The 22,531-nt window shown below is 56.4% G+C and carries 17 protein-coding genes; 1 reads left to right on the top strand and 16 read right to left on the bottom strand.

Going from position 1 to position 22,531, the window contains the following annotated elements:
• Positions 1-110: 110 nt before the first annotated feature.
• The 4 genes from HMPREF2981_RS05005 to HMPREF2981_RS11210 form a co-directional block, all read right to left on the bottom strand.
• Positions 111-872 carry a heme ABC transporter ATP-binding protein gene (locus HMPREF2981_RS05005; RefSeq protein ID WP_070661286.1) on the bottom strand — a complete coding sequence of 254 codons (762 nt, stop codon included), beginning with the start codon at positions 870-872 and terminating at the stop codon, positions 111-113.
• Entirely contained in the window at positions 872-1,957 is a 1,086-nt protein-coding gene (locus tag HMPREF2981_RS05000) for a FecCD family ABC transporter permease (RefSeq protein ID WP_070661283.1), read from the bottom strand. Before HMPREF2981_RS05000 ends, HMPREF2981_RS05005 begins: the two co-directional genes overlap by 1 nt.
• 12 nt (positions 1,958-1,969) lie before the next feature.
• Positions 1,970-3,154, bottom strand: a complete 1,185-nt coding sequence (locus HMPREF2981_RS04995) for a heme/hemin ABC transporter substrate-binding protein (protein WP_070661280.1) — start codon at positions 3,152-3,154, stop codon at positions 1,970-1,972.
• A gap of 200 nt (positions 3,155-3,354) precedes the next feature.
• A complete protein-coding gene (locus HMPREF2981_RS11210) occupies positions 3,355-5,967 on the bottom strand; it encodes an HtaA domain-containing protein (protein WP_070661277.1) in 2,613 nt (870 codons plus the stop codon).
• Between the two features lie 203 nt (positions 5,968-6,170).
• On the opposite strand from HMPREF2981_RS11210, the gene HMPREF2981_RS04985 reads away from it, so the two are divergent.
• A complete protein-coding gene (locus tag HMPREF2981_RS04985; RefSeq protein ID WP_070661274.1) occupies positions 6,171-6,869 on the top strand; it encodes a biliverdin-producing heme oxygenase in 699 nt (232 codons plus the stop codon).
• Between the two features lie 271 nt (positions 6,870-7,140).
• Here the strand turns inward: HMPREF2981_RS04985 and HMPREF2981_RS04980 are convergent, their stop codons facing one another.
• The 12 genes from HMPREF2981_RS04980 to HMPREF2981_RS04925 form a co-directional block, all read right to left on the bottom strand.
• Complete coding sequence (locus HMPREF2981_RS04980) at positions 7,141-7,452, bottom strand: hypothetical protein (protein WP_070661272.1); 312 nt, start codon at positions 7,450-7,452, stop codon at positions 7,141-7,143.
• On the bottom strand, positions 7,452-7,661 hold the full coding sequence (locus tag HMPREF2981_RS04975; protein WP_037232106.1) for a helix-turn-helix domain-containing protein: 210 nt from the start codon (positions 7,659-7,661) through the stop codon (positions 7,452-7,454). The genes HMPREF2981_RS04980 and HMPREF2981_RS04975 overlap by 1 nt, the downstream gene beginning before the upstream one ends.
• A gap of 297 nt (positions 7,662-7,958) precedes the next feature.
• Entirely contained in the window at positions 7,959-9,284 is a 1,326-nt protein-coding gene (locus HMPREF2981_RS04970) for a glycosyltransferase 87 family protein (RefSeq protein WP_246825316.1), read from the bottom strand.
• Between the two features lie 217 nt (positions 9,285-9,501).
• On the bottom strand, positions 9,502-11,820 hold the full coding sequence (purL, locus tag HMPREF2981_RS04965) for a phosphoribosylformylglycinamidine synthase subunit PurL (RefSeq protein WP_070661266.1): 2,319 nt from the start codon (positions 11,818-11,820) through the stop codon (positions 9,502-9,504).
• A gap of 29 nt (positions 11,821-11,849) precedes the next feature.
• Positions 11,850-12,662: a phosphoribosylformylglycinamidine synthase subunit PurQ gene (gene purQ / locus HMPREF2981_RS04960; RefSeq protein ID WP_004006542.1), complete on the bottom strand. Its 813-nt coding sequence runs from the start codon at positions 12,660-12,662 to the stop codon at positions 11,850-11,852.
• 4 nt (positions 12,663-12,666) lie between these two features.
• Positions 12,667-12,918, bottom strand: coding sequence for a phosphoribosylformylglycinamidine synthase subunit PurS (purS, locus tag HMPREF2981_RS04955; RefSeq protein ID WP_004006543.1), 252 nt, complete (start codon positions 12,916-12,918; stop codon positions 12,667-12,669).
• A 1,013-nt stretch (positions 12,919-13,931) separates the two neighbouring features.
• Positions 13,932-14,882 (bottom strand): 3-methyladenine DNA glycosylase, encoded by a 951-nt coding sequence (locus HMPREF2981_RS04950; RefSeq protein WP_070661263.1) that lies wholly within the window; start codon positions 14,880-14,882, stop codon positions 13,932-13,934.
• A gap of 48 nt (positions 14,883-14,930) precedes the next feature.
• The gene (locus tag HMPREF2981_RS04945) at positions 14,931-15,623 is read right to left on the bottom strand and encodes a PIN domain-containing protein (RefSeq protein WP_238382406.1); all 693 of its coding nucleotides are present in this window, start codon (positions 15,621-15,623) and stop codon (positions 14,931-14,933) included.
• Positions 15,617-16,084: a helix-turn-helix domain-containing protein gene (locus HMPREF2981_RS04940; protein ID WP_037232110.1), complete on the bottom strand. Its 468-nt coding sequence runs from the start codon at positions 16,082-16,084 to the stop codon at positions 15,617-15,619. The genes HMPREF2981_RS04945 and HMPREF2981_RS04940 overlap by 7 nt, the downstream gene beginning before the upstream one ends.
• Positions 16,085-16,319: 235 nt before the next feature.
• On the bottom strand, positions 16,320-17,615 hold the full coding sequence (locus HMPREF2981_RS04935; protein ID WP_070450847.1) for an aspartate kinase: 1,296 nt from the start codon (positions 17,613-17,615) through the stop codon (positions 16,320-16,322).
• A 189-nt stretch (positions 17,616-17,804) separates the two neighbouring features.
• Complete coding sequence (gene recR / locus HMPREF2981_RS04930; protein ID WP_070661260.1) at positions 17,805-18,941, bottom strand: recombination mediator RecR; 1,137 nt, start codon at positions 18,939-18,941, stop codon at positions 17,805-17,807.
• A gap of 42 nt (positions 18,942-18,983) precedes the next feature.
• Complete coding sequence (locus tag HMPREF2981_RS04925) at positions 18,984-21,857, bottom strand: DNA polymerase III subunit gamma and tau (RefSeq protein WP_070661257.1); 2,874 nt, start codon at positions 21,855-21,857, stop codon at positions 18,984-18,986.
• Positions 21,858-22,531 lie beyond the last annotated feature (674 nt).

The following is a 22,531-nucleotide window of genomic DNA, read 5'->3' as shown; positions in this document are numbered from 1 at the left end:
TGCAGGGCTTATATGCCGAACTGGGAATATACTGAGAATCCGTCGGATACTGGCATGGAATATCCGGGGTAGCAGCCCAGAAAAAGGACGACTCAAAGCACAGTGCCGCTCTATCGCCGCGGCAGAACCAGAGGACGCTTCGTCACCGGATGCTCCAAAACCTCAATCGGATGCTGATACACACGGCTCAGCCGCTCCTCGGTACACACCTGAGCGGGGGTACCGTTGGCAGCCACACGACCCCTATCCAGCAGCACGATCCTATCCGAATACGCCGCCGCCACATCTAAATCATGCAGAACCGCTAACACCGCCGTGCCCTCAGCGGCAAGCTCCCGGCTCATCTGCAGAGTTTGTTCCTGATGTTTAATATCCAGCGCCGCCGTAGGCTCATCCAAGAGCACTAGGGGAGTCTGCTGCGCAAAAATACGAGCCAAATGCACACGCCCGCTTTCGCCACCCGAAAGGGTTGTCACATCGCGATTTGCCATCATCTCTGTATGCGTACGCGCCATCATCTGCTCGATCACGGCGTCGTCCTCATGCGCACGCTCGGTACCGCGCCACGGGGTGCGCCCCATCGCCACTACCTCGTGCACAAGGTACGAAAACGCCACCTGAGTTTTCTGCAGCATCAGGGCACGCAGACGCGCAAGCTCAAGATACGAATACTCACCCACTCGCTTATTCTTGAGCAGTACCGAACCGGAATCGGGCTTAGTATCGCCCGCAATAACCCCCAAAATCGTGGACTTACCGGCACCATTGGGACCGATGAGCGACACAACCTCGCCCGCCTGAACCTCAAAAGAGACATCCTCTAAGATGCGCCGCCCACCCACCGACAGCGACACCCCATCAACAATAAGCATTAAAGACCTCCCTTCCCCATTGAACGGCGCAACAGGAAGAAGAACGTAGGGCCACCCACGAGCGCCGTAAAAATACCGATCGGCAGGTCAGAGACCGGAATGAGCGTGCGCGCCCCCAAATCGGAAAGCGCAATTAACAGCGCCCCGCCCAGTGCCGAAGCAGGCAGCAGCAAACGGTTAGACGGCCCCAAAATAAGCCGAAGCAGATGCGGAATAATCAGCCCCACAAAGGCGATAATGCCCGCATGAGCCACCGCCGCACCCGTCAAAAGCGCCGTAGCAGCAATCGCAACACCGCGCAGACGCTCAACGTTAACCCCGGAATGCTGCGCTGCGCGCTCGCCCAGCGCCAACAGATCAAGTTTGCGTGAAATCATCAAGCACATGATTAGCCCCGCTACGATCACGAACCACACGCTGGCAAGAGCCTTCCACGTAGACCCGTTGAGCGATCCCATCTGCCAGAAGACGATGCGGTCGCGGCTGACATTATCGGCCAGGTACAGGCAGAACGCGATTGCGGCGTTTGCCACTGCTGTTACCGCAATACCCGTCAAAATCATGGAGAGAACTTTCGCCCGACCTGAGGAACGCGAGAGAAAATAAACCAGTGCTGTTGCCGCGAGGGCACCGCCGAAGGCGAAAGCTGGAACCGTGTAAATATCGAAGAATTCGAGATTGAAAACAACCGCTACACATGCTCCCACTGCGGCGCCTGAAGACACACCGATAACCCCGGGCTCGGCCAGCGGGTTACCGAAAACCGCCTGCATGACCGCGCCCGAGCATCCCAGGGCAGCGCCCACGAGCAGCCCCAAAAGCACACGCGGAAAACGAATATTCCACAGGGTGCTGTCTTCAAGATAGGCGGTCGGATCCTTGGGAATCATACCCAAGCGGCGCCCCAGCGAAGCCACCACATGATCGGTCGGAATATTGTACTGACCCAACCCCGCCGACACCACGGTTATGACGATCAGGGCAATACTCAGAAAGCCAAAAGTTACGAGAATACGGATGCGGCGTTTGCTGCGATAATCCGCGCTGCCGGGAGTCGCCGCATCAGTGCGGTTGGACGAATTCACAGGTGGAGCCTCTTAATGCCGGGGTGCATAGATAGCGCGGGCCAGGGAAAGCAGAACAGCGGGGGTATTCGGACCGTAGGATAGAATCTGCCCGTCGTTCATATCAACCACGCGCCTGCTCTTTCCCGCGTTCGTTTCGGCAACCCCCGGGCGTGCCAAGAATCCATCCAAGCCGCCGGTGGATTCCACGCCGTGAGTCATGGTCAAAATGACATCCGGGTTCACCTTGACCAGGGCCTCGCTATTCGCGGGAACAATGTTGCGCGTTCCCTGCTCGGAAGCCACATCCCTGCCCTCAAGCGCGGCAATCAGATCATCCGCGCCGGAACCCTTGCCGAGAATGAAGAATACCCCGGCATTACCGCGCACGTACAGGAATGCCATTGACAGTTTCTTATCGCCTTCAGGGGCAACTTCTTTGATGGTATTCAGGGCATAATCAAGGTCTTTCTGCACGCGCTCGGCGACCTTATCGCCCGCCTCCTGCACACCTAAAGCCTGTGCCACAGCCTTGAGCTGGGGAATGATCTTATCCATGCGCCTCTCATGGTCGAACACCACCACAGTCACGCCCGCATCGCGTAGTTGTTCAACAACTTCTTCGGGACCATTGCTCTTATCCCAGAGCACAAGATCGGGGTTCGTCGCGAGAATCGCATCCGCGTTCAGATCGTGGCCATTCTGAGTGACGAGCGGCAGCTTCGCTAGCGAAGACTCGGTTGAAGACGTTACACGACCGACCAGACGATCACCCAAACCCAGCGAGATGACCTCTTGCGCGAGAGTGCCGTACAGATCAAGAGCCAGGATGCGGTTCGCCGACTTAACAGTCACCTCATCGCCCTTGAAATCCTTGAAAGTCACGGGAAGCTGCGGGGTGGGAGTCTCAACCATCGGCTGAACTTCGGGGGTGTTCTTCGCGCTGCTGGGACCCGTCAGCGATTTCGGATCGGAAGAAACATTGCTCTTGAGCTCCTGCGCAAGGTTCTCAAGCTCAGACTTGGTGGTCTGTTCATCAACCACGGAATGCGAGGATGCGCTCGTGCTGCCCGGATTTTGGGTGCCGATGCCGCATCCGGAGATAAAAAACATGGATGCCGCTAATAGCGCGGCGGTAACCTTCTGCGATGCGCTCGCTCTGCCGTGCCGGTATCTGGGGCGTGTTGTTGCGCCGGGGTGTGAGAGACGAAAAGCCATATGAAGAGTTCCTATCGGCTAAAACTGTGAGTGTATGTATTCGTGATGAGAGCGTGTGCTTAGGGTGAGGGTGCGGGTAGTCGATACTACCCGCACCCTGGCGCATCCGGTGAGCTATGAGGTGCGGATGCTGCACCGAGGAATAAACCCGAGCCTAAGAATCGCCGCATATGCCGGTGGTTGATAGGCCGATCTTAGGTTTATTCGGAGCGCTCAGACATCCTGGAGGACTTGCGACGGCGCGTGTACAGTACGGCACCAATACCGGCGACCAGAGAGGCCAGACCACTAGCAACCCCAGCCTCTACACCGCTGGCACCGGTATGCGCCAGACGACCATGAGAGCCGCGTGCGTTGAGAGATTCGCATCCCTGACCCTGATATACGGTTTCGGTCACAGTTTGGGTGGTCTGGGTTTTGGCGGTGTTGCCCGCGGGCTGTGTACCCGAAAGCGACGCTGAGAAGCTCAGCGGAGCCATATCCTTACCCGCCTCGTAGAAACCTGCAAACGCTTTAGCACCCTCAGCGGTAATGGTGGTGCCTGCATCGCTGATGGAAATCTTATCGCCAGAGACCTGCAAACCGCTCACATCAACGTTGAGCAGAGCAACTTCACCGTAATTATGCGATTTGCCGTCCATATCGTTGCCGACCATCGTTGCGTAGAGAACGGCGGTCTTGCCGTTGATCTCCAGACGCGGGTTTGAGATGGTGGTGTCCAGAATTCCGTGGTGTCCGGTGAAATGCACCGAACCGGTGAAGGAAATCGAGCCCTTACCATCCTTGAAGGAACCCGTACCCTTCGCCCACTGGAAGGCATTATTGGAATAGGTGGTACCGTTCAGATCCCAGCTGCCGTTAGCGATGCCGCCGCGAATGTAGTTGCGGAAGGAATCGCGCACGCCCCATCCAAGATCTGCGCTGGCGACCTTACCATCTGCGGATGCGGCCGGTGCTTTGTTCGCTGCCTTAACGGGAACCTGCTTGGTCACGGTCACCGGGGTGCAGACGGGCTGGGCGGGGTTCTTTGAGACGCTGCTGAAGGAACCGCTCTTACCGCCATTCGGGTGTGCAGCCGGGGTGGAGCCGTTATGGGAATGGGAGGCATTGCCGCCGCCATTGTTCACGGAACCGCCAAAGTTCGTGCCGCCAATACCCGCATTCGCGTTATTACCTAGGTTCGTCGAACCGCTGCCGGTGTTAGAACCCTTAACCGTGGTGTCGGTAACCTTGTTTTCCACCAGCTGAGAACCGAGTTTTGCACTGAAGGAGAGCGGAGCCATAGTGCGCTTGTCGGCGTCATTGTACTGCCCGGCGAAGATCGCCTCAGACCCCTCGACGGTAACGGTAACGGCTGCATTCTTAGCCGAGAGCACGTTATTTTCTAAGGTTGCACCGCTCAAATCGACCTCGGCAAGTACAAGATCTTTGAAGGTGCGGTTTTCGCCCTGCATGTTGAGCGCTTCGGCGTCGACAACCAGGTAGCCCTTGCCCTCTTTGATGACTAGGCGGGTGTTCTCGAAGCTGCTGTTGAGCTGGCCGTGATGCCCGCTAATGTGCACCTTGCCCGCGAAGTTGATCTGACCGGTCTTCGTTGCCTCATCGTATGAGCCGGATGCGCTGTTAAAGTCGAGCCCGCCCGCCGCGTTCTTCGACAGACCCTCGACGGTGATGTTACCGCGCGCAATGGTGTTGAGGTAGTGCAGGAAGGAATCACGAATATTCCAGGTCAGGGTGCCGGATTCAATAATGTGCCCCTGTCCTCTCGGCACGTCGGCTCTCGGTGCTGCATCGGTAGCCGGAGGCTGAGCTGGTGCGGGCTTAGCGGCTTCCGAGCTCTGTGAGGGCTGTGGTGCCGGTTGAGAGCTGGGTGCTTCGCTGGGCTTTGAAGGGTTTGAGGTAGGTGCCTCAGAAGTTTGAGAGGGTTGCGGTGCCGGAGCTTCGGAACTCTGTGAAGGCTGCTGCTCTGGCATTTCAGCAGGTTTACTTTGCTCTGGCGCAGGCTGAGATGGCTCAGGGGCTGGATCGGCAGGCTTACTCGGTTCTGGTGCAGGCTGCTCGGGTTGAGTAGGCTCAGGTGCAGGCTGAGTCGGCTCCGGGGTCGGATCAGCAGGTTTCTCCGGTGCCGGTGCCTGCTTGGTAACGAGCTTCGCGGAGAATGCCAGCGCATCCAGCTCTTGCCCCGCCTGATAGAACCCGGCAAACATCGAAGTTGCTTCTGCGCTGAGTTTCACCTTGGTGGCATCAGATGCTGCCAAGGTCAGCTGCCCACCTTCGTTTTTCAGGGAGGAAGCATCGAAAGTACCAATCAGCGTGTGATCGTGCTGTACGGGCGGGTTCGGGGTGGTGTTGCCGCTATAGGGGCGTTCGCTGATATTTGCGTATAGGCTGCCTTGCCCGTCTTTGATGACAAGTTCTAAGTCGCTGATAGTTACTTCGAGCACGCCGTGGTGCCCGGTGTACTTCACGCTGGAACCGGTGAATTTAACGTGGTACGAACCGTCTGCTTCGACGGTACCTTCAGCGGCGGTGAAGTGATAAGAACCATCCGCATTGGAGGTAGCACCGGTTAGTTCCTGCGAACCACCAGCGACAGGACCGGTGATGTATCTGCGGAATGAGGATTTGACGCCCCAATCTACGGATGCATCCTGCAGGCTTTGTGATGCGGCAGCTGGCGCCTGCTCAGAGACGATCTGCGCGGTCGGTGCGGGCTGATTCGCTAGGGCGGGAGTGGCGGCGATGCCACTGAGACCAACGGCGGCAGACGCTAGAAACGCCCATGAGCGCTTCGCGTTATGCGACATAGACATGTGTGTCCTCTATTCGTGGTTTTAGTAATGAGCAGTCTTAGTCTAGACCTATTAGCTAAGACTTGTGTAGCTTAATTGTAGTACTTTGCTTCATGATGAGGTTCCCCTTAATAAAATTTTTTGGCAGCGGTGTTGCAAAACCAAAAATTTAGTGACACTATGTCATTTATTGATTTGGTGACACAGTGTCATCAAAAATATTCATGACTCTCAACTCAATCAGGAGGCGTTCCGTGACCGCCATTATTACCCCCGAAACCACCTCACCCGATGCTGTTGAACAGCGGTTTTCGGCCCGGCTAAAAGCTAGCACCAAGCGCGTGCATGATAATGCCGAGCACTCTACCTTTATGGAAGATTTGATGGGCGGGAAACTCGATACTTCCGCGTATTTACGCCTCATCAACCAGTACACCTATATCTATGAGGCGCTGGAGGAAATCTCTCGGAATCTGCGTGAATCCGGTAACCCACTGACCGATCCTTTCACTCTGGAAGGGCTGGATCGTGCCGCCGCGATTCACCACGATATTCGTGCTCTAGGGCAGACCGAGATTGACGCCCCGTTGCCAGCGACTATCGAATACGTGGCGCGTATCAAGGCGACCGCGCAGGCTCCCGAGCGGTTCTTGGCGCATCATTATCTGCGCTATCTGGGGGACCTCTCGGGTGGACAGGCTGTGGCGGCTCTGGTGGCGCGCCATTACGGTACTGTGCGGGATGCTCTGACCATGTACTCGTTCCCTCAGCTTCCCAAGCCGAAGGTCTTCAAGGATGGATACCGGGAGCTTCTTGATCGCGCTCCTTTGAGCGAAGAGCAGCGTGAAGCCCTGATTGACGAGGCTATGGAAGGATTCCGTATTAATGCCGCGCTCTTTGCCCAGCTAAGTGAGCAGAGCTAGCCATCGATAAACGTCTCGATAGATGTTCAAAGTTCACGTTTGAGGTATATCGGGACCATTTGTGACAAATTGTTACACTTGTATAGACAGCACCTCAGAGTGTTTATTATCACTGAAAAATATACGTAAATAACCGTTATATGACACTTACAGGGCAGATTTAGACACGCGCTTAGGCAATTCATCCTGTGACGCGGACATATAAGGATGCGGTGGTTCCCCAGAGGGGCAAACCACCGCATCCTTCGTTACAGAGGCAGTATCTCTCACGTTAGGGAAGAAGCGACAGCCTTCGGTTCTTCAAAACTTTTGTCAGCTGTTTCAGGCGATGGGAATCGAAGGGCAGCTCTTCCTGAGCCTGTTCCAGCACGCTCTCGGTAGCGGAAAGAACCTCGCGAAGTACTCGGTCAGCAATTTTGGCAGATATTCCTCCGTGCGTATGGGGAGGGTAGAGGATTATAGGTTTGCCATCGGATTCTATGTAGTTTTCGGCATATGTGTACGCTGTACCGCCGTGGTCTGTTCGGGAAAAATGGCCAGCGAGGTTCCCCTTTTTATAGACGTCTGCAAGGATTTCATGCATTAGCGCTCCCGAGGGATGAGATCGATGCCGAGGGTGTCGAGTACGGCGGTTACTTTGTCAAAGGCGATAGACTCGCGCCCTTTTTCGAGATCGCGGATCGTGCGCTCCGAGACTCCGGCAAGAAGCCCCAAATACTCCTGCGTAATCCGAAGTTCGCGGCGATGCTCGCGAACGATCTGGGCGAGCGAGCCCTTTAAGTCCCGTGGCACGAACACATCCTTTCCATGAGTCTGAAACCCTATAAATCGGCAAAATAATTCCGAATTCATGCCATTATGGCATGAAAATTAGTGAAAACACTATACTTCGGCAATATTTTGCCGATATATGTAGTTTTTGGGGTTAGAGGGTGGAAAACTACGCTTCTCGGCAGAATATTTCCGATTTTTAGGCTTCCTGATAGCCATCATGTGGATGCGGTGGCTCGCCGAGAAGGCTGAGCCACCGCATCCTTTGTTACCGCCGTATGCGCGTTGTAACTCAACTGCACATAGCACTACCTGCTGCTACGCGGCCTGAGGCTCGGGTTTGGGTCCGGCTATGACCGAGCGATCGCGATTCTGCGCTATGCGCACGGCCGGGGTGAGCGCCGAACCTGCCCAAAGAGCCATGACCGCATAGAGACACAGGATCGGCACGGTCGAAAACAACAAGGCATACTGTGCAAGGTGGTTGAGGCTGTTGAATCCGCCACCTATAGCGGCCCCCAGCCACATAGGCGAAATATATAGACCGATAAACGCCACCCACGTCAAAACACGTGCGATACCGGATAACCAGGCGGGCAGGTGTGCAAAAAACAGGAGGAAAGCGTCAAGAATAAGCGCCATGATAATCAGCGGGAACATAACGTTATGATGCGACCAGCTGATGGGGGAGATGCTCACCATCAAAAACCCGCCGACCGCCACCTGAGATAGCACAAGATTACGGCGAATAAGCTGGCGCAGAAGCACCGCACAGAGACCGATCGTAGCAAGCGCAAGAGCGTAATATACAGGCCTCAGAGTGGGTTCACGCAGACCCAGGTGCATCAGCCAGCCTTGAATCGAAATATTATCGGCGAAGTTAATACCTCCAACACGGCCGGAATCCGAAACGGCGCTCGTCCAGAACGTAACTGCCTGCTGCGGAAGGAAGATAAACCCAAGAAGAATGGTCGTGCCGAAAGAAGCGCCTAGGGTAAGGATGCCGCGCCAGTCTTTGCGCATGAGCAGAATAAGACCGAAGGCAAGCGGGGTGAGCTTAATACCACCCGCAATGCCGATAAGCGCACCCCGGGGAATGCGGGTTGCCGGTCGTATAAAATCGGCAAGCACCAGCGTAAGAATGATGGGGTTGATTTGTATCAGCGAGAGCCCACGCCGCCAAGGTCCGGTCATAATAATGATGAACGTGAGAGCAGCGATGATGCCGTATGTGCCGAGTCTTTCCTGGAAAGGGATGCTGTAGCCGCGGTCGGTGGCGTAGTTATAGATAAGGGTTGCCAGCCACCATGCAACACCGATGCTGATCGCATACATGATGGCGATACCCACCCATGCGGGCAGAAAAGCGAACGGTAAGAACACGAGCGCGGCAAAGGGCGGGTAGGTGAAGGGCAACCTAAAGTCGTCGTACTCCAGGAGATTGCGGGCGTAGAGATCTTTGTGCATGCCGTCGTTATCGAAGATGGTCATGGCACCGAAACGGTAGACATTGAAGTCTAGTCCGCCCGTGAACTCGATATAGATAAGCCAACCGATAACAAAGAGAGCGAATGCCGCGAGCGTTATTCTGCCCGCTTTAGGTATGTCTGGCGTAAAGACCTGCACGGATGGTGCTGCGGTCATGGTGATCTTTCTGTTGTGTCTGTGCATTTTTTTGGATGCGGTTCGGTGGGGCGAATGTGTTATCGGTGTGAACGGTTTATGTAACCTATCCTCCAGTCTAGCGTGTGAAAGCGCAGGTGGGGAGTGCCTTGAGGCAGAAAAAGGCTCTTGATGTGAAGAAAGCGTTGGAAACTCCGCTTTATTCACATCAAGAGCCTAGCTGTGCCGATAGAGGGATCTAGCCCTGCGCCACCTCACCAAAGTGAGCTGCCATGGTGCCTTCGTGAGCGGCACGCAGCTCATCAAGGTTGATGGAGACATCGTTTTGGAAGTCAAGCGCGTTCGAGAGCGCATCCACTACGCCGATGCGCGCGAACGGGAACTGTCGGGCGGTGCACATATCCTTGAAACGTACCTCCTCAGAACGCGGGACGGAAACCACCACGCGACCTAAGGACTCCGAGAACAGCAGGGTGAACAGGTCGAGCCCGTCGCGTTCGGCAACTTCGCCCAACCCGATGCGCGCCCCGGTGTTGAAACGCAGGCAGGCTTCCGCGAGTGCTGCGGCAAGACCACCGGCGGCAACGTCATGTGCCGCATCGATCATGCCGTCACGCGACATATTCACGAGCATATCGCCAAGCTGACGTTCAACCGCCAGATCAACCTTCGGGGGCAGACCCCCCAGGTGGCCCTTGAAACGCGCCCATTCTGAACCGTCCAGCTCGTCACGCGTGGTACCCAGCAGGTAGATGGCCTGACCGTCGTGTTCCGGGGCCCAACCCGAGGGGGTGCGCCGGGTAACGTCGTCCATTACGCCCATCATCGCGACCACAGGGGTCGGATTAATGGCCTTACCTCCGGTCTGGTTGTACAGCGAGACGTTACCACCGGTGACCGGAACACCTAGCTCCATGCAGCCGTCGGCAAGACCGCGTACGGCTTCCGCAAACTGCCACATGACGTCCGGATCTTCGGGGGAGCCGAAATTCAGGCAGTCCGAAACCGCGACCGGGCGGGCACCCACGGTTGCCACATTACGGTATGCCTCCGCCAGAGATGCACGCGCGCCCTCATACGGGTCAAGGTAGGTAAAACGTGGTGATGCGTCAGTCGCCAGCGCGACCCCCAAATTGGTGTGCTCATCCACACGCACCACACCTGAATCATCCGGCATAGAGAGGGCTGTGTTGCCCTGCACGTAGCGGTCGTACTGGTTGGTAATCCAGGACTTGGAGCACATATTCGGGGACGCCATGAAAGCCTTGATAGCCTCGCCCAGCTGTTCGCCGCGCGGGCGTGCATCGTCGGCAGCGGAGCCGGTGAAATGGTCTGCCTGGAGTGCATCCTGACCAGCCGGGCGCGCATAGGGGCGCTCATAGGTGGGACCATCGTGCGCCACAGTACGCGGGTCTACATCAACGATCACCTGGCCGTCCCATTCAATGGTTAGGCGACCGGTATCGGTCACCTCTCCCAAGAAGGAGTACTCCACGCCCCATTTCTTCATAATCGCCTCAAAACGCTCGACGTTCTCGGGCGAAACGACCGCCATCATGCGTTCCTGCGATTCCGACATCAGAATTTCGCCGGGGGTTAAGGTGGGGTCTCGCAAGAGTACTTTGGTAAGGTCTACATGCATGCCGCCCTCGCCGTTGGAGGCGAGCTCACTGGTTGCACAGGAGATACCGGCAGCGCCGAGATCCTGAATGCCTTCGACCACGGAACCCTTGAAGAGTTCCAGGCAGCATTCGATCAGAACCTTCTCGGCGAAGGGGTCGCCTACCTGCACGGCGGGTCGCTTGGAGGGCTTGGTATCGTCAAAGGACTCTGAAGCCAGCACGGATGCGCCGCCAATACCGTCGCCGCCGGTGCGTGCCCCGAAGAGCACTACCTGATTGCCCACGCCGGATGCGTTTGCCAGGCGAATATCTTCGTGGCGCATAATACCGACTGCCAGGGCATTGACAAGGGGGTTTGCCTGGTAGCAGGCGTCAAATTCGGTCTCGCCGCCAATATTGGGCAGCCCCAGAGAGTTGCCGTAGCCGCCAATACCCGCAACCACACCGCCGACCACGCGGGCGGTATCCGGGTGGTCGATAGCGCCGAAACGCAGCGGATCCATAACCGCGATCGGGCGTGCACCCATCGAAATAATGTCACGCACAATACCGCCCACTCCGGTTGCCGCACCTTGATAAGGCTCAACATAGGAGGGATGGTTGTGTGACTCGATCTTGAAGGTTACCGCCCACCCGTCGCCGATATCGGTTACGCCAGCGTTCTCGCCGATGCCGACCATCAGGTCTTTTTTCATCTCATCGGTAACCTTGGCGCCGAATTGCTTCAGGTGCACTTTCGAGGATTTGTAGGAGCAATGCTCGGACCACATGACCGAGTACATGGCCAGCTCGGCCGCGGTCGGGCGGCGGCCCAGAATCTTCTTGATGTCTTCGAACTCGTTTTCCTTTAACCCCAGCTCTGCCCAGGGGAGTTCAGTATCGGGGGTTTCCGCCGCGTGCTCGACGGTATCGAGGTTAAACTGCTTCTCGCTCATCGCTTGTGTCTATCCTTGTCGTCGTGCGTCTAGCGGGCGTTGATCAGGTTGGAAAGAACGGAGGTGAAGACGCCCAAGCCGTCGGCACCGCCTCGTAGTGAAACATCACCGAACCCGGAGGATGAGGGACCAAAACCGGGCTCAACCGCGTGTTCTGGGTGGGGCATCAGACCGACGACGTTTCCGCGTTCGTTGCTGATACCGGCAATATCGTGGCGTGAACCGTTCGGGTTGAAACCCACGTATCGGAACACCACGCGATTCTCGGCTTCGAGCGCCTCTAAAGTTTTGGCGTCCGCCACGTATTGACCGTCCTGGTTTTTAAGCGGAACAACAATCTCTTGCCCAGGTTCGTAAGATCCGGTCCACGAAGTAGCGTTATTTTCGATGCGCAGGGTTTGGTCACGGCAAATGAACTTGCGGTGATCGTTCTTAATCATGGATCCGGGGAGCAGATGCGACTCGGTGAGAATCTGAAAACCATTGCAGATACCCAGCACCGGCAGGGGAGCAGAGCCCGATGTTCCCGCTGCATTTGCCGCTGCGATGACCGAATGCATGACGGGTGCTTTTGCGGCGATAGCGCCTGCACGCAGGTAGTCGCCGTAGGAGAACCCGCCGGGAATGATGACGGCATCAACGTTTTTGAGATCTTCGTCGTCATGCCAAAGTTCGACGACGGTTCCGCCCGCTAACCGTACGGCACGCGCCGCATCGCGGTCATCGAGGGTGCCGGGGAAAGTAATAACGCCGATGCGCGCATCAGCAAAGTCGGGGTTGGGTGCCGAGACGCTGAAGTCGCCAACAAGGGGAACTTCGTGTGCTGCGAGTGATTCTGCCATGCTCTTAGTCCTCCAGAACCGAGACGTTCACAACGTCTTCGATGACGGGATTTGAGAGTAGCTCTTCTGCCGCTTGGCGTGCCTGCGCAAGATGTTCTTCGGTAGCTTCGCCTTCGACGGTCAACTCAAAACGTTTGCCTTGGCGAACGTCGGTGAAGGAATTCAGGCCGATACGGGGCAGCTCGTGAGCGATAGCTTTACCCTGCGGGTCAAGAATTTCGGGCTTGAGCATAACATCAACAACAATACGGGCCATGTGCGGGCACTCCTTGGGTGCATGAGTTCTGATTGAGCCGTCTTAATGTTACCGCAAGCACGCTTCTTGACGCCCGATCGGCGAGCGAATTTTGACCGCAGTATCAGTGAAAGAGCGGCGGGTACGGGAACGTGAAACTAAGCGCGCATAAATATGAAGATACCCATGGTGAGCTATGCCTTACCAAGAAGAAAGTGTGGAATCAAAACTCCTTGTAGGAAAGCGTAATAATTCTTCTCAAAAATCGTTCTCTGTGAGCGAACATCGGAATTTTGAAGTCTTTAGCAGGTGATGTTTCAAAACTGCGGATTAAAGAATAATTTTGAAGATTACGCATATCAGGATGCGCGCCTCAGCTAGTTCTCAAGCGTCGTGTCAATGTTTAAAGTATGCTTGAGCGGTAAACTAATCTCAAAGTTGCTGACTTCACATAAACTATTTACATGTAAATTATAAAAACCAATCTCGCATGCTGTATAGTATATTTCCGTTGTAAACTTTTGCTCCAGAAAAGTGACATCAACGATTCATTTTGCTCACATTTTGTTTAAAGTGATTATGTTCATAGGGGATGCATGATTACAAATTCTCTAAGAGCGTGTATGATGTCGCGCCAGTTTTCCAATGGCGCCTCATCGCACTCCTGCCATCACCACTGGTAGAAAACAAAACGGGCAAACCCTGAGCTGCATCAACCGCATAACCACCGTGGCTTGAAGAGGCATAGCGCGCGGCTATGTTAATTCACTCCGTTCCACCGAGCGGAATGAGCCATCATTTCCGGGGTGGGCGGTGATGCACCGCGCTGAGTCACCGCACAAGCCGTGCAGGACAATCACCACTAAGTAAATAACGATCGCTGAAAATATTCACCGAATACATGCGAGCTTGAAAAGTTTGGCACTTCAGAAAAGCTCGAAGATGCTCCTCGGGACGAAAAAGACAGGCTATCGCGATAGATAAACTCAACCACAAGTATTTCTCCCTCGTTTTCCGGCGGGGGAGAAATTAGTTTAAGCCACGGCGGCGCGATCGAGAGCGCACTTAACCCGGCTCAAGACGCGACGACGCAGCGTTACCGAACGCTCCGAAAGCTCGCGTTGATACCGCACATACTCGGCTTTACCCTCGGGGGTCTCTACCTTAATAGGCTCATAGCCCCAATCGAGAAGGTCGTACGGTGCGGCGCGCATATCGAGTTCGCGCGCATCCCAGGCAAGCTCAAAGCAGTCCATCACGAGCGCCGAATCGATGAGAGGGATCAGTTTGTATGCCCACTTATAGACGTCCATATTGGCGTGCAGACAAGCGGGCTGCTCCAGAGTGCGCTGTGCTTCACGGGTGGGCTGCAGCTCGTTCATGGGCGCCGCCTGAGGCATGAAAAACCGGAACGCATCGAAATGCGAACAGCGGATGCGGTGCGACTCAACCACCCGGTCGGTGCCTTCAGCACCCAAACGCAGATCCAGGTAGTCGTGACGAATATTGTTCTGAACTGATTTATACGCCATCGCCCATTCGTGCATGCCAAAGCATCCAAAAAACGCTTTTTTATCGGCTGTATTTGACAGAATTTCGCGGGTGAACGTGAGGGCGGTGCCGCGTTTGTCCACGAATTGGGGTATATCCACGAGAACCGCGTCGCCACGTTCGGCATGGGTGCGTGCATCGTCGGGGGAGAGCCCAGCTGAAAGGAGCTCGTCCTCGGTTGCAGCGCGGTAGAATTTCCAGTTGGCGCGTTCGGCGGCATCCAGCAGAATGACGCCAGCTCCAGGATGCCAGCGCTTGAACTGACCGGGTTTGAGCGTGTAGTACGTAAACAGAAAATCCTCGACCGGATGCGCCTGACCGCGCTCGCGCCTGCTCGTAAACGGGTCCGCAAAGCGCCCTGACCGGCGCTCATGCTCCTTCGCATAAGCACGCCAGAGCGAGCCGTCAAGTACCTGTAGCACTTTGGGAGTCATCCTTCTAGACTAAACTATCTGCTGCGTGGGACATAAGGGAGCGCAAGATCATGGGGACGGAGGGAACGGAACATCGGCGCTTTCCGTAAGAATTCGGTCGATAGCAGAGGCGACATCTGGGCGGTTAATAATATTTGTTCGTAGGAATCGGGCAAACGTAGGAGCGAGAGGTCTCTGAATATTCCCTCGTCTATCTTTTGTGCGGTCTAGCGCCTTACATACATCGATATCTTTATAGCCGCGACTAAGGGCGTACTTTACATGTTTAACGTACACCTGAGCGAAGAGGGAAAGGGACGAGAGTTCTGTGAGGTGCATGAGAAAATCGTCGGCGCTGAAGGTCTCATAGTTTTGTGTTAGCTCTGATTCTGTGGTGCTCGCATAGGCAAGGAGCTTTACGTCGTCAGTGACGAGAATATGCATACCGCAGTACTGGGCTGCGGCATGTACATGAAGATCATCTTGGTCGGGGTACCCCTCGACAGAGCCTACAGGAAAACCTTCGAGTGGCTGACCGGTTACTTTGAGAATCTGCTTTCGCCATGTGGATATTACTCCGTCATCAAGCGTTGGCTCATTGCGGCGCACTCTGTACCCAAACTCATCAAGAATTCCCCATGAGATATATGGCGTGAAGAGTTGATATTTGGACTCTTTTGCGAGCATTAAGATCCAGTCCCGCAGGGTCTTGCTCATCAGGATATTGGTATCGAGCAGGACGGAATAATCACGTGTTACCACGCAGGGCCCCCGAGTACATCTACAAGGTTATTTTCTTCTTCGAACGCCCAGAGGTCTTGGAGCGCTTGTTTGCTTTCGGCAACCTTTTTTTCCAGTAGTTTCTTGCGGAACCTATCGGCATCTTCGGTACGAACGCGGAAATGGGATCCAACCTTGTGAGCTGGCAGCTCTCCCGAGCGGATTGCCTTCATGAGCGTAGGGCGAGAAATGCCGATGCGCTGTGCGGCCATTGTGGTCGTCAGATCGTGCGGGATGGTCTGAATGTCGATGTGCTGTCCTTGAGCCAAAGCATGCAAAACCTGAGAGATGACCTGATTGAGCGCATCCCCGATTTGTCCACTTTCCGCTCCGGAAACGTTGAGTGAAATCGTGGTTTCCTTCGCTTGGGCAAGGAGGTGCTGTGCCTCGGCACGAGCCTGAGAAATAGTTTCATCACGCAGATTGGGAATAGTTACAGACATAAGCTTTCCTTTCGTGCGCAGACAGTCGGTGACCATGAAGAATAAGAGTTTCGACGGGAACCAGCTGCAATGGTGCGCTAGCGTTACAAATACCAGCGTATCAAATATCTGAAATAAGTGAAGCGCATAAATCGATATTTCACATAAAGAAGGTAGATGAGTTTAAGAAGTAGGGGCGTCGGAAAGACAAAAATGTCCTTCCGACACCCCTAACCCTTCTTGGAAGATAAGAAGTTTAGCGGCCTGTTCCGCCGTATACGGTGGCCTCGCCTTCGGCATCGAGCTCGAAGGCGGTGTGTACCGCGCGAACCGCCTCATCAAGCTTTGAGAGCTCGGTGATAACCGAGATGCGAATCTCGGAGGTCGAAATCATCTCGACGTTCACGCCCGCATTGCTCAGCGCCTCAAAGAAGGTAAACGAGACACCCGGGTTGGTCTTCATGCCCGCGCCCACAAGCGAAAGCTTACCCACCGCCTCGTTATAAATAACCTCTTCAAAACCAATCTCGGCCTGGGTCTTCTCAAGTACCTGCAACGCCTGCGGACCCTGCGCCTGGTTGAGCGTAAAGGAAATATCGGTCACGTTCGGGCGGTCGGTCGAGACGTTCTGCACGATCATATCGATGTTAATCTTGGCCTCATTGAGCAGACCGAAAACCTTAGCGGCAGATCCGGGGATATCGGGCACGCCCACCACGGTAATTTTTGCCTGTCCACGGTCGTGCGCAACGCCAGAAATCAGGGGCTGTTCCAAGGGAATCTCCTTCACATGGGTGGGGGTTAGTTCCGCGGAATTTTCCGGGATAACAAGAGTGCCTTCAAGATTCGAGAATGACGAACGCACATGCAGTTTCAGATTGAAACGGCGGGCGTACTCCACGCTGCGCAGATGCAGAATCTTTGCGCCATTTGCCGCCATCTCAAGCATTTCTTCACTTGTGACAGTATTGAGTTTATGCGCGGTTGATACGATGCGCGGATCGGCTGTGAACACGCCGTCCACATCCGAATAAATCTCGCACACATCCGCATGAAGCGCCGCCGCAAGAGCGACCGCCGTAGTATCTGAACCGCCGCGACCGAGAGTCGTAATGTCACCGCTCTGGCGGTTAACACCCTGGAACCCCGCTACAATCGCGATGTTTCCGGCCTCAACAGACCGGCGAATACGGTCTGGATTGACTTCCACAAGCCGCGCTGAACCATGTACGCCGTCGGTAATCATGCCCGCCTGGGAACCCGTGAAAGACTGCGCCTTCGCGCCTAGATCATTGACCGCCATCGACAGAATAGCCGTCGAGATGCGCTCACCCGCAGTCAGGAGCATATCGAGCTCGCGCGAGGGGGTAACGGTAGCGGTTACTTCAGCGGCAAGGTCGAGTAGTTCATCAGTGGTGTCACCCATCGCGGAGACGACCACGACCACATCATTGCCCGCTTTTTGGGTGTCCACGATGCGCTGGGCGACGCGTTTGATACCCTCGGCATCCGCGACGGAAGAACCGCCGAACTTTTGGACGATCAGGCTCATTGAATTCTCCAGGTCAGTATTGAGTATGCCACCGGCTAGTTTACCGGCTCTTTACATAGTAGGCGGGTGCGGCGCGCGGTGGGAATTGTGCACGTATGTGTATTAGAACGTGAAATATGAAGAACTGTTACGGATGACTCTGCGGAACCGAGCGGTGCATATCCCACTTTTACAGAACGGCAGGGCTTATTAGCTCCACGGGTTAACGTATTTGGTACTGGGCAGAGGCGGAACCTCCGGGGTGGGCGTGCGTAAGGGCTCCTCCTGTATTTTACGGATGCGCGCCTCATAATCCTCCGACCGGTGCGCGTGGATGCGGTAGGCATCAGCGCGCGTAATATCCACCGGAATCTGCTCAGCCTGAGCCGCCGACTTATGGGACTCGGGCGGGGTCTCTTGAGGGGAATCTGGCGTGTCTTCGGAACTCGGGGCGTCTGCATGGGCAGAATTATCGAGCGCCTGTTCGATAAGCGCCTCATCAACGGTAGTCTGCGTGCCAGGTGAGGGGGAATTATCCGCACGAGAATTATCGTTCTCCGCGTCGCGGGGGTTGTCAGAGGAAGAGTCCTCGGGCTCACCCTGGGAATCATCAAGGTCGTCGAACATGCTCCCGCTCCAACGTTTACGCGGCGCCTTTGGCTCAGCATCCGCGCGCTCACGTTCCACCTGCTCCTCGTCAACCACCTGCTCAAAATCTTCGGCGGCATTCCCCTGAGCGATACCCGCGCCTTCGCTGATCACGCGGCGCCCCTCAAGCGCGCGCCCGAGCGTAATTTCGTCCGCATATTCCAGATCGCCGCCGACGGGCAGACCGGACGCCAGCCGTGAGAGGCGAATGCCCAGCGGAACCAGCATTCGCGAAAGATAGGTCGCGGTCGCTTCGCCCTCAAGGTTAGGATCCATCGCCAGAATAATCTCTTGAATACGCTCATCTGCCAGGCGCGAAACCAGCTCACGAATGCGCAGCTGCTCGGGACCAAGCCCCGCTAGCGGGTTAATAGCCCCGCCCAGCACATGGTAACGCCCAGTGAAGGAACGGGTGCGCTCAATCGCCACCACATCCTTGGATTCCTCAACCACGCAAATCAGGCCCGGGTCACGCCGGTCATCGCGGCAGATAGTGCACTGCTTCGTCTCCGAAACGTTGCCGCATATTTCGCAAAAGCTCACACTCGATTTGACCTTCGAAATCGCGTTGGTCAGGCGTGCCATATCTGAGGCGTCAGAGTTGAGAATATAGAAGGCGATGCGCTGCGCCGACTTGGGACCCACCCCCGGCAGGCGACCAAGTTCATCGATGAGATTTTGGACTGCGCCCTCGTACATGCTTCTCCTCGTCTGTGTGTGCTGTGAGCGCGTTGTGCCGCGCTAAATCTGATGGAGCGGACGTTCGTCGATCACCTTGCCGCCAATAATCTTTTCGATGGCGCGCAAACCGATATGAACGCTATTCTCAATTCTCTCGTCGTCATCAGAAACGACGTCTTCTTCGTCGCTCTGCTCCTGCTGCGCGCGTTGTCCGCGTGCCGGGGCAGTCTCCTGCTCGGATTCGGCGGGCGGCTCTTCGGGTTTTGCGTCCGCTGAATCCGGCCGCTGAGCCAGGGGTGGTAAAGGTGAGACCGGGGCGGCTGCGGCAGCCTCCTGAGCCGACTTATTCCCCGCAGCCAGCGGTGCAGATGCGCTCGGCGCCGGAATATTGCTGAACTCGGCATTCTCGGCGGTATCTACAGACTCAAGGGAAACTGAGGGGGAAGAGCCCTCACCCTGCGTCTGACCCGGATCCGGCGCGGAATCGTCCACCGGTTCATTGCGGCTACCGGCATCCTGAGGATCTTTATTACCGTTATCCCCGCCCTGTTCGTGCGGACTCGGAGAATCCTGCTGCGGAATCCCGCTGCCCGAGGCCGCGAAGGAATCGCGCTCGCCAAAACCGCCCTCGGGAACCCTCGTATTCCCGCTATCTTCGGGTATTTCAGGGGGTACAGGCTCGGTTTCGGGAGGCAAGTTCGCTTGCGCCTCCGATGATGTGCTGGGGCGAGACGGGGAATCTTGAGGCGCTGTATCTTGCGGGGAAGAACCGGGCTGTGATGCTGCGGCGGGCTGGCCCTCAGCCGCATCATCCGGATAGGAATCCTCGGAATCTTGCGGGATAGGCGCGACCTCCCAGGCCGTAATGGGCGCATCCACGTTGGTTGTACCCTGTGATGCCGCCTCTTGCTCGGACGGGACGGGCTGCCCGTGACGGTTCCACGCATCCACGCCGCCACGCGGGCCGTCAGCAATAGGCGCGGGAGCAGAAGACTCCTGGTCTGCGGCGGGTGCCTGGGCAGGTCGCGCATCTGGCTGGGCTTGGGGACGCGCAACCTCGGCACGCACACGCACCTGCTCACGCAGAAAATCGCTCACGCGCGCGCTCAACTCCGGCACAAAAGAAGCGACCGCCTTGAGCGTAGGCATATCTGCCCGCACATACAGTTCGCCGCTAATCAGACGCACGGGCTCAACCTGTAATAGTTTTTCGGATGCGCCCGGCGCACTCACCCGAGCAATCACGGCACGCCAGTTGGCACGCACCGAGGCAAGCGGGTCTTCTGCATCCGCGACGGTAACGCGCTTGACGGGAGGTTCCTGCGCGGCCGATGGTTCTGAGGACGCCGGTCGGGATGGTGCGGGCTCCGAAGGCGCAGCTTCGGAAGATCCTGTACTCCCTGCGGCAGGGGCCAATGGCGCGGAGTTCTGAGGCGCGGAACCCTGAGACTGTTGATTCTGGGGCGTCCCTTTTTGCTCGCCTTCAGTTTCAGACTTAGGCACCTGTTGATTCGTGTTCTGCCCTAAAACGGGGCCGCGATGTTGCGCCGATGCGTTCATAGCCTCGGCACCAGCCGCCTTCTTTGATGCTCCGACGCTTGCAGCTAATGGGGGAGCGGCATGCTGCGCGGGAGCTTGACGTTCGGTGGAACCGCTAGCGCTGGGCGATACGTTATTCTGCGCGGCGGAAGGCGTACTCTGACTCACTGCGGGATTTCCCGAGCGTCCCCCGCGTTGAGGTGCACCCGCACCACCGGCGGCAAGACGACGTTCGAGCGCATCCAGCCGAGAGGCCAGGGCGGTGAGATCGCCGCCAGCACCGCCCGAATTGCCCGCAGGAACTAGCAGCCGCGCGCATAGCAGTTCAAGCTGCAGCTGCGGGTTGGTGGCACCGGTCATAGAATTAAGCACTTCATTAACGGTGCTCGCCGCGCCGGTCAGCTGGGCCGTGGTGAAGGCTTGCGCCTGCGCTTTGAGGCGTTCTATCTGATCGGCGGGAACGCCTTGCAGAATCTGCGCGGCATTCTGCGGTACCGCCTGCACCACAATCAAATCGCGCAGGCGTTCGAGCAGGTCTTCGACGAAACGGCGGGGGTCTTGCCCGGTCGCCACCACCCGCGAGACCGCCTCGAAGAGGGAGGGCGCATCCTGGGCGGAAAACGCATCAATCACGTTGTCGAGAAGCTGGGCGTGCGTATACCCAAGCAGGGCGACCGCGCGGTCGTAGCTAATGCCGGATTCGGTGTTGGCACCGGCGATAAGCTGGTCAAGAATGGAGAGCGAGTCGCGTACGGAGCCGCCGCCGGCACGGATGACGAGTTGAAGCACACCGGATTCGACGGGTACGTTCTCTTCGCCGCAGAGCTTTTCGAGGTAGGGCAGAAGAACTTCGGGCGGTACCAGCCGGAACGGGTAGTGGTGGGTACGCGAGCGGATGGTTCCGAGAACCTTATTTGGTTCTGTGGTGGCGAAGATGAATTTGATGTGCTCGGGCGGCTCTTCCACGATTTTGAGCAGGGCGTTGAACCCTTCGCGGGTGACCATGTGCGCTTCGTCGATGATGAAGATTTTGTAGCGGTCGCGCACGGGTGCGAGGGTTGCACGTTCACGCAGGTCGCGGGCGTGGTCTACGCCGCCGTGGGATGCCGCATCCATTTCGATGACGTCGAGGGAGCCGCCGCCGTCGCGGGAGAGTTCGCGGCAGGAATCGCATACGCCGCAGGGGGTGGGGGTTGGTCCTTGGGCACAGTTGAGGCAGCGTGCCAGGATTCGTGCGGAGGTGGTTTTGCCGCATCCGCGCGGACCTGAGAAGAGGTAGGCATGATTGACGCGGTTGTTGGTGAGCGCGGTAATGAGCGGTTCGGTGACGTGTTCTTGCCCGATGACTTCGGCGAAGGTCTCGGGGCGGTAACGGCGGTAGAGTGCTGTGCTCACGGGTGACCTTCTGGTTGACGATGCGGGGTTCTACACTATTTTAGTTCACGGATGCACGCTTGGGGCTTGGTTTCGTCATCGGCGTGGGATGGTTTATGCCTAAATTCTCGCCTGTGAGAAATGGCAGGCAGGTTATCTCAGATAAGTCTCTTGAAGGCATAAAGCGGGAGCGTTTTCTTCATTCGGGAGCAATTAAAGTGCTCCCGAATGAAGAAAACGCTCCCGAAGTATAGAAGAACCTAGAATCCACCTTCGACGCTGAAACGGAAAACATCATTTTGCCAAAAAACACTAGAAACCCAGAGACACTTGCCCCTCCCGCCCCAAGGGAAACGAGATGCAGGTGCATCATGGCTACAGGATTTCTAAGCGCCTAGGGATGTCAGCAAGTGAGGAACGAGCGTAGCTGACAGGGTCCCTGTAAAGCTGGGAAATCCTGTCAGCCTGATGCACTGTGTAATGCATCCGAAGTTTAACAATAAAACCTCTTACGCAACCGCTGAAGCCTCAGATTCCGAGCGCGCGAGGAAATAAATCTGAGGTTGAAGCCGCGAAGCGTGAGCGGAGCGGGCGTGTGAGCGCATTATGACGGTGTGTTTCTGCTGCGAATGTTTTTGGATATAAAAAACCTCTTACGCACCCGCTGAAGCCTCAGATTCCGAGCGCGCGAGGAA

It is taken from the genome of Rothia sp. HMSC069C01 (assembly GCF_001814655.1).
Classification (GTDB): Bacteria; Actinomycetota; Actinomycetes; order Actinomycetales; family Micrococcaceae; genus Rothia; species Rothia dentocariosa.
This window is presented reverse-complemented; position numbering and strand designations above follow the sequence as displayed.

Bases quoted from the DNA above. Each gene is read 5' to 3' on its own strand.
- HMPREF2981_RS04995 (WP_070661280.1), bottom strand. From the start codon at position 3,154: ATGGCTTTTCGTCTCTCACACCCCGGCGCAACAACACGCCCCAGATAC.
- recR (WP_070661260.1), bottom strand. From the start codon at position 18,941: ATGTACGAGGGCGCAGTCCAAAATCTCATCGATGAACTTGGTCGCCTG.
- purL (WP_070661266.1), bottom strand. From the start codon at position 11,820: ATGAGCGAGAAGCAGTTTAACCTCGATACCGTCGAGCACGCGGCGGAA.
- HMPREF2981_RS11210 (WP_070661277.1), bottom strand. From the start codon at position 5,967: ATGTCTATGTCGCATAACGCGAAGCGCTCATGGGCGTTTCTAGCGTCT.
- purQ (WP_004006542.1), bottom strand. From the start codon at position 12,662: ATGGCAGAATCACTCGCAGCACACGAAGTTCCCCTTGTTGGCGACTTC.
- purS (WP_004006543.1), bottom strand. From the start codon at position 12,918: ATGGCCCGTATTGTTGTTGATGTTATGCTCAAGCCCGAAATTCTTGAC.
- HMPREF2981_RS04950 (WP_070661263.1), bottom strand. From the start codon at position 14,882: ATGACTCCCAAAGTGCTACAGGTACTTGACGGCTCGCTCTGGCGTGCT.
- HMPREF2981_RS04970 (WP_246825316.1), bottom strand. From the start codon at position 9,284: ATGACCGCAGCACCATCCGTGCAGGTCTTTACGCCAGACATACCTAAA.
- HMPREF2981_RS04935 (WP_070450847.1), bottom strand. From the start codon at position 17,615: ATGAGCCTGATCGTCCAAAAGTTCGGCGGTTCTTCCGTCGCGGATGCC.
- HMPREF2981_RS04980 (WP_070661272.1), bottom strand. From the start codon at position 7,452: ATGCATGAAATCCTTGCAGACGTCTATAAAAAGGGGAACCTCGCTGGC.
- HMPREF2981_RS04940 (WP_037232110.1), bottom strand. From the start codon at position 16,084: ATGTCTGTAACTATTCCCAATCTGCGTGATGAAACTATTTCTCAGGCT.
- HMPREF2981_RS04985 (WP_070661274.1), top strand. From the start codon at position 6,171: ATGACTCTCAACTCAATCAGGAGGCGTTCCGTGACCGCCATTATTACC.
- HMPREF2981_RS05005 (WP_070661286.1), bottom strand. From the start codon at position 872: ATGCTTATTGTTGATGGGGTGTCGCTGTCGGTGGGTGGGCGGCGCATC.